Origin of the sequence: Flavobacterium columnare (assembly GCF_014844295.1) — a bacterium.
Classification (GTDB): domain Bacteria; phylum Bacteroidota; class Bacteroidia; order Flavobacteriales; family Flavobacteriaceae; genus Flavobacterium; species Flavobacterium columnare.
The window spans coordinates 240,533-253,602 of sequence record NZ_CP054494.1; the positions used below are offsets into that span (position 1 = coordinate 240,533).

At 32.5% G+C, this 13,070-nt stretch carries 11 protein-coding genes; 7 read left to right on the forward strand and 4 right to left on the reverse strand.

The features are described 5' to 3' along the window. Positions 1-17: 17 nt before the first annotated feature. Entirely contained in the window at positions 18-1,193 is a 1,176-nt protein-coding gene (locus tag HUE53_RS01080; protein ID WP_014166485.1) for a glycosyltransferase family 2 protein, read from the reverse strand. 54 nt (positions 1,194-1,247) lie between these two features. Further along, complete coding sequence (locus tag HUE53_RS01085; RefSeq protein ID WP_014166486.1) at positions 1,248-1,652, reverse strand: hypothetical protein; 405 nt, start codon at positions 1,650-1,652, stop codon at positions 1,248-1,250. 335 nt (positions 1,653-1,987) lie between these two features. Between HUE53_RS01085 and HUE53_RS01090 the strand changes: the two genes are divergently transcribed. Both HUE53_RS01090 and HUE53_RS01095 read left to right on the forward strand, forming a co-directional pair. After that, positions 1,988-3,859 carry an ABC-F family ATP-binding cassette domain-containing protein gene (locus tag HUE53_RS01090; RefSeq protein ID WP_065213936.1) on the forward strand — a complete coding sequence of 624 codons (1,872 nt, stop codon included), beginning with the start codon at positions 1,988-1,990 and terminating at the stop codon, positions 3,857-3,859. An 85-nt stretch (positions 3,860-3,944) separates the two neighbouring features. Continuing rightward, positions 3,945-4,736 carry an O-methyltransferase gene (locus HUE53_RS01095; protein WP_394368215.1) on the forward strand — a complete coding sequence of 264 codons (792 nt, stop codon included), beginning with the start codon at positions 3,945-3,947 and terminating at the stop codon, positions 4,734-4,736. 29 nt (positions 4,737-4,765) lie between these two features. Here HUE53_RS01095 and HUE53_RS01100 read toward each other — a convergent pair whose 3' ends face one another. Beyond that, positions 4,766-6,454 carry a DUF6029 family protein gene (locus HUE53_RS01100; RefSeq protein ID WP_192188610.1) on the reverse strand — a complete coding sequence of 563 codons (1,689 nt, stop codon included), beginning with the start codon at positions 6,452-6,454 and terminating at the stop codon, positions 4,766-4,768. A 4-nt stretch (positions 6,455-6,458) separates the two neighbouring features. Beyond that, positions 6,459-6,941: a TlpA family protein disulfide reductase gene (locus HUE53_RS01105; protein WP_065213233.1), complete on the reverse strand. Its 483-nt coding sequence runs from the start codon at positions 6,939-6,941 to the stop codon at positions 6,459-6,461. Between the two features lie 92 nt (positions 6,942-7,033). On the opposite strand from HUE53_RS01105, the gene HUE53_RS01110 reads away from it, so the two are divergent. From HUE53_RS01110 to HUE53_RS01130, 5 genes are all read left to right on the forward strand, one after another. After that, positions 7,034-7,861, forward strand: a complete 828-nt coding sequence (locus HUE53_RS01110) for an Omp28-related outer membrane protein (protein ID WP_065213232.1) — start codon at positions 7,034-7,036, stop codon at positions 7,859-7,861. Positions 7,862-7,973: 112 nt separating this feature from the next. After that, positions 7,974-8,663, forward strand: a complete 690-nt coding sequence (locus HUE53_RS01115; RefSeq protein ID WP_014166492.1) for an ABC transporter ATP-binding protein — start codon at positions 7,974-7,976, stop codon at positions 8,661-8,663. Positions 8,664-8,731: 68 nt separating this feature from the next. Next, positions 8,732-11,659 carry a M16 family metallopeptidase gene (locus HUE53_RS01120; RefSeq protein ID WP_192188611.1) on the forward strand — a complete coding sequence of 976 codons (2,928 nt, stop codon included), beginning with the start codon at positions 8,732-8,734 and terminating at the stop codon, positions 11,657-11,659. 294 nt (positions 11,660-11,953) lie between these two features. Beyond that, on the forward strand, positions 11,954-12,523 hold the full coding sequence (locus tag HUE53_RS01125; protein WP_192188612.1) for a cob(I)yrinic acid a,c-diamide adenosyltransferase: 570 nt from the start codon (positions 11,954-11,956) through the stop codon (positions 12,521-12,523). Positions 12,524-12,778: 255 nt separating this feature from the next. Continuing rightward, on the forward strand, positions 12,779-13,000 hold the full coding sequence (locus HUE53_RS01130) for a DUF2795 domain-containing protein (RefSeq protein ID WP_014166495.1): 222 nt from the start codon (positions 12,779-12,781) through the stop codon (positions 12,998-13,000). Positions 13,001-13,070: the final 70 nt, after the last annotated feature.

Below are 13,070 nucleotides of genomic sequence, written 5' to 3' on the forward strand. Positions count from 1 at the left end.
TTCATTAAATACAATTTTCACTTCAATAAAAGGACTTCTCCTTTATCATAACTACTGTTACTTCCTAGTATAAAATCCGAATTCATTGGAAGAATCTTAAAACTAAAACCACTATTCTTATTTTTTTCTAAAAATGTAATGATTTCTTTAAAAGAAAAACTATTATTATCTAAAACAATTTCTACTCTGTTTTTAGTTAGATAGCTACGCGAAAATAACGGATTTTCGTTAATATCATTCTGCTGAGTACATTTTTTTTCAAAAGTATTAGAAAAATTTTTATATAATTCTTTACTTCGAGTATATAAAATATATTCGTCTATAATGGAAGAAATTTGTTTTTGTTGCTTACTTTTAAATAATGCAAATGCAATCGTTCCTCCTTTCATTAAAATTTTAAACAAAAAAGCTCTCCCAAAATGTTTATTATAGAAAAACTGCATGGCATCGCTAAAATGTTTGATATACTTTTCATCTCTCAAAGTACTTTCTCCTTTGTAATGTATAACTGTTGTTTCGTGATAATAATAATTTTGAAAACCTTCTTTTTGTATTAGATAACTCAAATCTATATCATCTGAATACATAAAACACCCTTCGTCAAAACCACCCACTTTTAGATATACATCTCGTTTGATGATCATAAAGGCACCAACTAACACATCTACTTCTCCTGATTGATTTTCATTCAAATGCTGTGCATAGTATTGATTAAACCATTTTATATTTGGAAATATCTTATATAATCCTAAAATTTTAGTGCAAGCAACCCAAGGAGTAGGCAATCCTCTTTTACATTCTGGTAAAAAATTCCCTGTCCCGTCTATTAGCTTACAGCCTATGATTCCAAGCTTCTCAATTCCTAAAGAAGAAGCTTGAACAACTTTATCAAAAATTTTCTTAAAAGTATCTTCCGCAACAACGGTATCTGGATTTAGTATACAAATGTATTCCCCAATAGCTTCTGCTACGCCTATATTATTTCCTTTTGGGAAACCTAAATTCTTCTTGTTTTCTATAAGTTTAACCTTGGGGAAACGTTGTTTCATCATTGTACAACTATTGTCTTTCGAAAAATTATCGACTACAATAATTTCCCCATCAATGCCTTCGAGTGCTTTTTGTACACTTAAAAGACATTGTTCTAAAAAATAACAAACGTTATAATTTAAGATGATTACGGAGAGTTGCATAATGCAAATATGCAATTTTATATCATATTAAAAAAGCCGATTAAATCGGCTTTTTTAGTTTATTACAAATTCGGTCTTTTTATCATTTTCCGTTAAAGTTCCTTTACCTCCCGTTTCTTTTGTTATCCAAGAAATATTTTTGCCATTTGAATAAGCTGGATTTCCTTTTTCTTCTTGTATTTCCCCTAATCGTTCATACGCATCTCCTTCTTTTAACTGAATATCTACGAAATTTTTTCCGTCTTTACTTTCTGAAACAAAAACAACTTTTAGGTTTCTTTTTCCATCAGCACTCACATAACTTACAGTATCTGTGTTTTCCATCATTTCTATTTCATCGTTATTGTACTGATCTATTTTTTCTTGAGTAACTGCATTTTCTTGTCCTTTTGATTCCGATTCTTTTTTACAACTAACAAAAACGGATATCAACACTGCACTTAGAATTATTTTTTTCATACTTGCTATTATTTAGATTTTAAAATTTGATTTTTTAAATTTTTATTAAAATGATATTATTTTTTAAGACGCCGTTTTGACTTTTAATCCTTATCGAATTCAAAGCTTATCAAACGTCTTCTACACATCATTCCTTATATAATTACAGACTTGCAGAATCTAGACTATAGAGGTCATTGAGTAAATAATGCTCCTTGTATTCTTTCTTGTTCTTAGTTTTTTGTGAACAACTTTTATAAAAGTTGTTCACAAAAAATATAATACGCTAATATACAAATTTTATCCGATTCTTTTTTACACTATTTTATTTAACATTACTTTTGCAAAAAAAAGTTGTGAATTACCTTTCAGTCGAAAATATATCAAAATCTTACGGCGAACGTGTTTTGTTTGAAGGTTTGTCATTTGGGATTAATAAAGACCAAAAAATTGCTTTTGTAGCTAAAAATGGAGCAGGAAAAACCTCTATACTCCGCATTATAACAGGAGAAGACACCCCAGATAGTGGTCAAATTATAATGCGAAAAGAAATCCGAATGGCGTTCTTATCACAAGAGCCTAATTTGCAAAGCGAATTAACTATTGAGGAAAGTATTTTTGCCAGCGATAACGAAATCCTAAAAGTCATTGAACAATACGAAAAAGCATTACAAAACCCAGAAGACGAAGAAGCTTATCAGAAAGCATTTGACAATATGGATCGTCATAATGCTTGGGATTTTGAAACCCAATACAAACAAATTCTTTTCCGATTAAAATTAGAAGATTTAAAACTAAAGGTAAAAAATTTATCTGGGGGACAGAAAAAGCGTTTGGCTCTAGCCATCATTTTGATTAACAAACCTGATTTATTAATCTTAGATGAGCCTACCAATCACTTAGACTTGGAGATGATTGAATGGCTAGAAAATTATTTTGCCAAAGAAAATATTACTTTATTCATGGTTACACACGACCGTTTTTTCTTAGAGCGTGTATGTAATGAGATTATTGAATTAGAAAACGGCAAAATTTATCAATACAAAGGCAATTATTCATATTACTTACAAAAGAAAGAAGAGCGAATTGCTTCTGAAAGCGCAAGTGTTGACAAAGCAAAAAATCTTTTCGTAAAAGAATTAGAATGGATGCGCCGCCAACCCAAAGCACGAACGACCAAATCAAAATCACGTCAAGACGACTTTTATGTAATAAAAGAAAAAGCCATGAGTCGTCGTAAGGAAAATGTGGTCGAGTTAGAAATCAATATGGAACGGATGGGAAGCAAAATTATCGAGCTTCACAAGGTTTTTAAAAAATTTAACGATCGTGTTATTTTAAACGGATTTGATTATACTTTCAACAAAGGCGAACGCATTGGTATTATTGGAAAAAATGGCACAGGGAAATCTACTTTCTTGAATATTTTAACTCAAACCATACAGCCTGATAACGGCAAAGTAGTTATAGGAGAAACTATTAAAGTAGGTTATTATACCCAAGCAGGTATCAACCCAAAACCGGAACAAAAAGTTATAGATATCATAAAAGAATATGGAGAATACATTCCGTTAACAAAAGGTAGAACTATTTCAGCAGGAGGTTTACTCGAACGTTTTTTATTTGATCGAAAAAAACAACACGATTATGTTGAAAAATTAAGTGGTGGAGAACTAAAACGCCTATATTTATGTACTGTTTTAATCCAAAATCCTAATTTCTTAATACTGGATGAACCTACAAATGATTTAGACATTGTTACTCTGAATGTACTGGAAAACTTTTTATTAGATTACCCAGGTTGTCTTTTAGTAGTCAGCCACGACCGTTATTTTATGGATAAGATTGTAGACCATTTATTTGTATTTAGAGGACAAGGTATCATTGAAGATTTCCCTGGTAATTACTCTGATTTTAGAGTGTATGAAGATTCAAGTATCCCAACCCCCAAAGGAGGAACTGATGAAACTCAAACAGTAAAATCTAATTGGAAACAAAATCAAAAACCCTCATCTGGTCTAAGTTTTCAAGAACAGAAAGAATTTCAAAAAATTGAGCGTGAAATCAAAGATTTAGAAGCAAAGAAAAAAGAAATTGAAGATTTATTTTCAAACGGAAGTGTTGCAGACGACCAAATTGAAACTAAAGCTAATGAACTTCAAAAAATCATTCAGAAATTAGAAGCAAATGAAGAACGTTGGTTTGAACTTTCTGCGAAAATGGAATAAAAGTTTCGCAAAGTAACATAAAGTATTCACAAAGTCTCACAAAGTTTTTATTTTATATTTTCTTTGTGTTTCTTTGTGCCAAACTTTGAGAAACGCTGTGTTACAACTCTTAAAATCATACTTTCCCTTTTTAAAAAACTCCACCAACCAACACGGAGTCCACTCCCCTTTTGTGTTTCGTTTAGTAACCAAATGTTTTTACGATAAAACCCGCTATCCGGAATACAAGATTTTAAACGAATACCGCAATACACTTTTACAAAACCACGAAACTATCCAAGTAACCGATTTTGGTGCGGGTTCGCGAGTGTTTAAATCGAATACACGAAAAATATCTGCCATTGCTAAAAACGCTGGTATTTCTAAAAAAAGAGCCGAATTATTGTTCAGAATTGTTCGCTACTTCCAACCCGAATCTATCTTGGAAATTGGTACTTCCTTAGGATTAGCGACTTCTGCATTAGCATTGGGCAATCCAAAAGCTAAGATTACTTCTTTAGAAGGATGTTCAGTTACTAGTCAAAAGTCAAAAGTCGAATGTCAAAAGTTTGGATTTGACAATATTGAGTTTATAAATACGGAATTCTCTGAATATCTGAAGACTTTCGGCTTTCGACTTTCGACTTTCAACATAGTTTACTTCGACGGTAACCATTCTAAAAAAGCTACTTTAGAATATTTCGAATTATTACTTCCTACCATCACGAATGAATCGGTTTGGATTTTTGATGATATTCATTGGTCAAAAGACATGGAAGAAGCTTGGACGGTAATTAAAAACCATCCTAAAGTAACGGTAACTATAGATACTTTTCAGTGGGGATTTGTTTTCTTTAGAAGAGAACAAGAAAAAGAGCATTTTATCATACGGATATGACCAATGCTCTTTCTTTTCCTTTACTTTTTTTAAAAAGCGGTATTTATATTTAATGACAGTCCACTACTTTCTGGAACTATTCTACACACTCCTCCTACACACATCAACCCTCCTCTTTGTCTTCCATAAGCTAATTGGATACGCGTTGATTTTTTTCTAAACACACCGCCAAAGTTATAATAATGTTGGCGTTTTTCTGCTTCTTCATTACCATAATTATAAAGGTCTGTAACATAGAGAGAAACTTTTTGATTGAAATTAAATTCAAGAGTTCCTCCAGACCAATTTTTCTTATCAGAGTCTGCCCAAAGATGTTCTCCTAAAACTCTTAATGAACGATTTGTATTTTTAAACTTGTATGTTCCTTCTAATCCAATACAATTTGTTTTAACCAGTCCATACGTTTCCTCAACTTGTTTTTTATTGTAATACTGATTAACATATATGAAATTCATAAAAAGGTTTTCGTTGATTTTTTTATCAATTTCAATATTGTAATCTGAAAAATATTTTTGACCAAAACTCAAAAAATCTGTTTGATAGTTTCTTGGCGAATCAAATGAAAATTTCCCTCCTAATCCAAACCAATTTGAGGTGTTAAATGCTATTTTCGCACCATATTTTCCTCCCAACATAGTTCCTTTTTTAACATTATAAAAAACATCTATCTGCCCTCCTATTTCTCCTGCTTTTAAGATAGTTTCATCAGGCATTGAAACGTTAGGTTGTGCTTGATAAACATAAATATTAGCCAAACTACTATGATGTTGCTTTGTTAAACTTGGAACAAAATTCACTATTTTGTCATTATAAAAATTCCCTTTGGCTTTTCTTTCTGAATAGAAACTCATATTTTCTAATCTTCTAAAAGTTGCATCAATACCAAATCCTTTTTTTGAAAATCCTGTATTTATCAAAAGTGCAGAACCTGATTTAATAAAATCGTTTTCAATTTGATCAAATTCTACCACAGCATCAGGTGATTTATAATCATATTCTGTGGAAATATAAAATGCCCCTTTAGAAAAATTTAATCTCCCTGAATAAGCATTTGTTAGACTTAAAAATTTAGGACGTAAAACATCTGTCAATTCATTTCTACCTACATAACTAAACCCTATTTCAAGAGTAAAAGAGTCTTTTTTTAATAAATTAGTAATATCAATATCTGTATTAAAACCATAAATATCAGAGTTTGCTACTTCAAAACCTGTACGTTGTTTACCATACAACGCAGTTAGGGAAATAAAATCAAATGGTTTATAAGTTATTCTTCCTCCTCTTAAAGCATTATTAATACCTAACGCTCTGTCTTCCCATGTTCGTAAGATCAAACCACTTCCAAATTGTTGATAAAAATAACCTGCGGTTATGTCTAGTTTATTCGATTTATAATTTAAATAATAGGTTCCTATATTTGTCTTTTTATATTCAGGATTAAAATTCAATAAGGCATTATCTACATAGGATTCTGTTTGAACACCTATTGTAAAACGTTTGTAGTTATAATTAAGTCCTAAGTAATTATTTGAACGTACTGGATCATCTGGCTGGTTAATTTTCAATCCTTTATCATTGAGATACCATTGTCCATTTGATTCAAAAAAACCAAATATTTTTCCATAGTCCTTTTTAGGAGTCTCTTCCTTCTGAATTTCTTGAGAAAATAATATTGTTGAAATAAATAAACAAAAAAATGAAATTATTCTTTTATACATGAGTTTACAACGTCTTTAATTTGTTATATAATTCTTGTTCACTTCCTGGTGTGTATCCGTTTTGAGTGTAAACAATTTTTCCATTTTTAACAACCATAGTAAAAGGAGGATTAACAACTCCCATAGCTCTTTTAAAATCTTGATTGGTATCTAATAAAACATTATACCCCCATTCTTTACCTTTTACCAAAGGTTTTACTCTTTTTTGAGTTCTTGAATCGTCAATTGAAACAGCTATAATTTCAAAATTTAAATTTTGCTTCCATTCTTCTTGAATTTCATTCATTTCTTCTAATTCTTTAATACAAGGGCCACACCATGTTGCCCAAAAGGTAAAAACATAGAGTTTATCCTTTTCTACAAAGTCATTTTTAACGGATACTTCCTTGTTTTCTAGATCTTTTAATATAATATCAGGCATTTTTTGTTGAGCAACAGCAGTACTCATAATAAGAACAAAAAACAGATTCTTCAGAGTTTTAAACATACGATAAGATTTTTTTTACTTTTTTTTTTGCTAAAGTATTTTTTTTTATCATCTTCGCAAACATTTATTTGAATTAACTTAAAAATAATATTATGAAATTTTCTAAAATATTATCATTTCTTAGTGTTTTTTTACTATTATCTTGTAGTAAAGAAAACGAAACGAAAGAGCCTTTGCCTGAAGCAACTGTTGATAATCAAGTCCCTTCTGCTTCTACAAAATTTACAAAAAATGTCCTTATTGAAGATTATACAGGAGCTTGGTGCGGATGGTGTCCTAGAGTAAGTTATAGTATTACAAAAGTGAAAGAAAGTACAACCAAAGTTGTAAGCGTAGCAATACATAGAGGATCAAGCGGAGGTGGATTTGATCCTTATAACTACCCAGGAACTTTACCTGCGGTAATTAAGAGCTTCCCAACAGGTATACTTAATAGAAAAATTGAATGGAAAACACCTCAAAACAGCAACATCAAACAAGCAGTCGACCTAACTAAAGATCATGCCGATCTAGGAATTGCAATGAGTTCTACTGTTGACTCTGGAAATATAACCTTAGACATAAAAGTTAGATCTATTAAAGATTATAACGACCTTAAATTTGTTGTTTATGTTGTGGAAGATGGTTTAATTTTTAACCAATCTAATTACACTAGTTACTACGGAGGCGGCTCTGTAATAAAAGATTTTGTTCATAATGATGTTTTAAGAGAATGTTTAACAAACATATACGGAGATGCACTAGGAGAAATTAAGGCTAATGCTTCACTCGTTAAAAAATTAAACATCCCTGTCCCAAAAAATGTAAAAAATATAAACAAAATGAAATTTGTCGCAATGATTTTAGATACTAATGGCGAATCATTAAACGTTAGAGAGGTTTCTCCTAATGTTAATCAAACTTTTGAAGTTGCGCAATAATCCTATAAATAGAGTTTTAGAGAGGCTTAAGTGAATAAAACTTAAGCCTTTTTTACATATTAAGTGTAACAGAATTTTATATTCAAACACTAATATAAAAAGTATTCATAACATGGATAAGTCATTAATCAAAATATCAAACATTAAACGGGATTTTCAATTAGGTAGTGAAATCATCCACGTTTTAAAAGGTATTGATTTACAAATCAACAAAGGCGAATATGTTGCCTTAATGGGCCCTTCTGGTTCTGGAAAATCAACTCTAATGAATCTTCTTGGTTGTTTAGACACCCCTACCTCGGGTCAGTACATTTTAAACGGAAAAGATGTTTCCAAGATGAAAGATGATGAATTAGCCGAAATCAGAAACAAAGAAATTGGCTTTGTCTTTCAAACTTTTAATTTGCTACCTAGAACAACTGCACTTGACAACGTTGCACTACCTATGATTTACGCAGGGTACTCTAAATCTGATAGAACTCAAAGAGCCAAAGAAGTCCTTAATCAAGTAGGATTAGGCGATCGTATGGACCATCAACCCAATCAACTCTCTGGAGGACAACGCCAGCGGGTGGCAGTAGCAAGAGCATTAGTAAATAACCCTTCTATTATCTTAGCTGATGAGCCTACTGGAAACTTAGATAGTAAAACTTCAATAGAAATCATGAAACTGTTTAATGAAATTCATTCTAACGGGAATACCGTCATTCTCGTCACTCATGAAGAAGATATTGCCCAATACGCTCATAGAATTATCCGATTAAAAGATGGAATAATCGAAAGTGATAATAGGAATAAATAGTAAGCCTTCGTTATCCTTTCTTTAATCATATCAACTTTTTTTGACTTTTAAATTAATTAAAACTAACAATGCTAAGTAATCTTAAATTTATTTTAACAGCTGTTCTTTTTTCAACAGTTGCTTCTGCTCAAAACCAACATCAGTGGAAAGAAGCCTCTGGTAATGGATACCCTTACAAATATGTAACCAACGATCCTACAAAAGCTCGTTTTTATACTTTAAAAAACGGCTTAACAGTAATACTAAGTCCAACAAACAAGGACCCTCGAATCCAAGCCTATGTAGCTGTTAAAGCAGGTAGCAAAACCGACCCCGCAACTAATACGGGTCTAGCTCACTATTTAGAACACATGCTCTTTAAAGGAACAGACAAATACGGTTCTTTAGATTGGGCAAAAGAACAAGTAGAATTGAACAAAATAGATGTCCTTTACGAGCAATACAACAAAACAAAAGACGAAGCACAACGCAAAGCGATTTACAAAAAAATCGACTCCGTTTCTGGGGTAGCTAGTAAATATGCCATTGCTAATGAGTACGACAAAATGATGTCTGCTATGGGAGCACAAGGCACCAATGCGTTTACCTCTTTTGAACAAACGGTGTATACAGATGATGTACCTAGCAGTTCTATTGATAAATATTTAGCCGTACAGGCTGAACGTTTCCGCAATCCCGTTTTACGTATTTTTCATACCGAATTAGAAGCGGTTTACGAAGAAAAAAACCGTACGTTGGACAACGATGGTCGTAAAGTATTTGAAACTTTATTTTCTAATTTATTTCAAAAACACAATTATGGGCAACAAACTACCATCGGTACGGTAGAACACCTAAAAAATCCATCGTTAGTAGAAATTCGTAATTATTTCAATAAATTTTACGTCCCTAACAACATGGGAATCATCCTTTCTGGGGATTTTAATCCAGATATGATGATTGCTAAGATTGACAAAGCTTTTGGATATATGCAAAACAAACCCGTAGCTAAATATACTTTCCAACCTGAAAGCCCTATCTCAGCTCCTATCGTTAAAGAAATTGTAGGTCCAGATGCAGAAAGCTTAACCCTTGGCTATCGCTTACCAGGCAATAAAGACAAAGATGCGTTATTAGCTGACCTAGTAGGTCAGATCTTAACCAATGGCAAAGCGGGGTTATTAGACTTAAATTTGGTTAAAAAACAACGTTTGTTAAGAGCTAGTGCCTTCACGTATTCGTTAATTGATTATGGAATTTTGTATTTCTCTGCTTCACCTACTAATGGACAATCCTTAGAAGAAGTAAAAACTTTGGTGTTAGCTGAAATTGAAAACTTGAAAAAAGGTAATTTTGATGACAACTTGATTCCATCTATCATCAATAACATCAAAAAATCAAAAATTTACGAAACTGAAAAATACGGGGAAAGAGCCAGTACTTTGATGGATGCTTTTACTTCTGAATTAGACTGGAGAGACCAAGTAGCCTATGTAAATGATTTGTCAAAAATCAAAAAAGAAGATATCGTTGCTTTTGCTAATAAATATTTAGGTGAAAACTATGTGGCTATTTTAAAACGCAAAGGAGAAGCACCTGCAAGCAACAAAATCGAAAAACCTTCTATTACACCCGTTGAAACCAATGCAGACAAACAATCGGATTTTGTTAAAATGATTAACACTATGCCTAGTGTACCCGCACAACCCGTATTTTTAGATTTTGATAAAGACATTCAAAAAGCTAAAATTAACAACGCAGAAGTTTTGTACGTAGCCAATACAGACAATGATATTTTTCGCTTAAAATACCGTTACAAAATAGGTTCTTTGAATGATTTAAAACAATCTATTGCCTCGCAATACATTCAATTCTTAGGAACGGATAAAATGACGGCTGAGCAAATTTCGAAAGAATTTTACAAAATTGCTTGTAGTTTTAATATAAGCACAGGAGAAGAATATACCACTGTAACTATTGAAGGATTACACGAAAATTTTGAAAAAGCGGTAAAACTATACGAAGAAGTAATCAACAACTTAAAAACGAACGAAGAAGCATTAAAAGCATTAAAAGCTCGTATTGCAAAAGCCCGTAAGGATGCAAAAGCTAACAAAGGTGCTATCCTACAAGGCTTAACAAATTATGCTCAATTTGGTTCTAAAAACAAATTCAACCATACGCTTTCTGATAAAGATTTAGAAACTATTACAGCTCAAGAACTATTAGATCGTATTAATAATTTAAACAACTATGAGCAAACGATCATTTATTATGGTCCACAACCATTACCTTCTGTTGTCAATCAATTAAAGGCTATGCACAAAGTACCAACTACGTTTGCAACAGCACCTGCTATAAAAGAGTTCAAACAAGTGGTACAAACAGCTAACCAAGTTTTATTTACCGATTATGACATGGTACAAGCAGAAACCCGTTGGATTAGAAACACGGAGAAGTATAACGCTAACAAAACGCCAATCGTAAATGTTTTCAACAGCTATTTTGGAGGTGGTATGGGGTCAATCGTTTTCCAAACCATTCGTGAAAGTAAAGCCTTAGCCTATAGCACTTACGGCTATTATGTAGCGCCACAAAAGAAAGACCAACAATACTATATGATGAGTTATGTGGGGAGTCAAGCCGATAAATTCAATGAAGCAACAACGGCTATGAATGAGTTATTGACTAAAATGCCTGAATTACCCGTAAATTTAGATTTAGCCAAAACAGGCGTTAAAAAAGACATTCAAACCGAGCGCATCACGCAAGACAATATTATTTTTACGTATTTAGCCAACAAACAATTGGGCGAAACAACGGATGCTAGAAAGAAAATCTACACCGCGGTGGATGCCATTACCATGCAAGATGTAAAGAATTTCCACAGCACCCATTTAGCAGGCAAACCTTATACTTATGCTATTGTAGCTTCAGAGAAAAAAGTTTCTTTAGAAGATATGAAAAAGCTAGGTGAAGTGAAAAAGATTTCGTTAGAAGAGCTTTTTGGATACTAAAAACTTCAAAAAAAATATTTTTAAAAAGACCATTTCGAAAGAGTGGTCTTTATTTTTATTATGGATATAAAGAAGTGTATAGAGTTCACAAAAAAATGAACTTTATTTTTGAAAATGGACACCAAAAACAAATCCTTTCAAGTTATTTTAATTTCATTTTTATATTTTTGAATTTATAAAATTTAACCGCAAAGTTCACAAAGAATTTCACGAAGCTCGCAAAGAACACTTAGTAAAACTTTATGAAACCTAGTACAACAAAACTTTTAAACTGATAACCCTCTAACCTCAAAAATGAAAGTATACACAAAAACCGGCGATAAAGGCACCACGGCTCTCTTTGGAGGAACGCGAGTTCCCAAACACCACATCCGCATTGAAAGCTACGGCACTGTTGACGAATTAAATTCCTACATTGGACTCATTCGCGACCAAGCAATGAATCCGTTGTACAAAGCCGTGCTCATTGAAATACAAGACCGGTTGTTTACCCTTGGCGCAATTTTAGCCACACCTCCTGAAAAAGAAGTACTAAAAAATGGTCAAAAGCGTTTACAAAATTTAGGCTTGACCGAAACAGATATTGAATACCTCGAAAATGAGATTGACAAAATGGAAACTGATTTGCCACCTATGACACATTTTGTCCTACCCGGCGGACACACTACGGTGTCATATTGTCATATTGCACGCTGTGTTTGCCGTCGTGCCGAGCGTTTAGCCACCCATTTGCACGAGGAAGAACCCACCGACGAACTCGTTTTAAAGTATTTGAACCGACTTTCTGACTATCTTTTTGTGTTGGCACGAAAGTTGTCATTAGACTTGCACGCTGACGAGGTGCCTTGGATCCCGAGAAAATAACTTTTGATTGTTCATTGCTAATATTGAATTGCAAAAGTTTTCCCAAACTAATTTACAGGCTCTAAACATCCTTTTAAAGCGATTGCAGATTGATTCTCAAAAGACCGTCAGTATTTGTATTTTCTTCAAAAATCGAATACCTACAAATCCAAGATCATCAATCTATATGTTCTTAAAATCAACTGAAAATAAATCAAAAAAACTTGATTTTTTGAGTAGAAAAATTATATTTGCAGAAATTAAAATTTTACAGAGATGTATTGGACTTTAGAATTAGCATCATATTTAAGCGATGCTCCATGGCCTGCTACTAAAGACGAATTAATCGACTACGCTATTAGAACTGGTGCTCCATTAGAAGTGGTAGAAAACCTACAATCAATAGAAGACGAAGGCGAGATTTATGAATCAATGGAAGAAATTTGGCCAGATTATCCATCAGACGAAGATTATCTTTGGAACGAGGATGAGTATTAAGCATAAACCTACTAAAAAAGTCTCTTAAGAGGCTTTTTTTTTGGTATTTTTACAGACATTTTAAAACAAA

Bases quoted from the DNA above. Each gene is read 5' to 3' on its own strand.
- HUE53_RS01080 (WP_014166485.1), bottom strand. From the start codon at position 1,193: ATGCAACTCTCCGTAATCATCTTAAATTATAACGTTTGTTATTTTTTA.
- HUE53_RS01085 (WP_014166486.1), bottom strand. From the start codon at position 1,652: ATGAAAAAAATAATTCTAAGTGCAGTGTTGATATCCGTTTTTGTTAGT.
- HUE53_RS01100 (WP_192188610.1), bottom strand. From the start codon at position 6,454: ATGTATAAAAGAATAATTTCATTTTTTTGTTTATTTATTTCAACAATA.
- HUE53_RS01105 (WP_065213233.1), bottom strand. From the start codon at position 6,941: ATGTTTAAAACTCTGAAGAATCTGTTTTTTGTTCTTATTATGAGTACT.
- HUE53_RS01110 (WP_065213232.1), top strand. From the start codon at position 7,034: ATGAAATTTTCTAAAATATTATCATTTCTTAGTGTTTTTTTACTATTA.
- HUE53_RS01115 (WP_014166492.1), top strand. From the start codon at position 7,974: ATGGATAAGTCATTAATCAAAATATCAAACATTAAACGGGATTTTCAA.
- HUE53_RS01120 (WP_192188611.1), top strand. From the start codon at position 8,732: ATGCTAAGTAATCTTAAATTTATTTTAACAGCTGTTCTTTTTTCAACA.
- HUE53_RS01125 (WP_192188612.1), top strand. From the start codon at position 11,954: ATGAAAGTATACACAAAAACCGGCGATAAAGGCACCACGGCTCTCTTT.
- HUE53_RS01130 (WP_014166495.1), top strand. From the start codon at position 12,779: ATGTATTGGACTTTAGAATTAGCATCATATTTAAGCGATGCTCCATGG.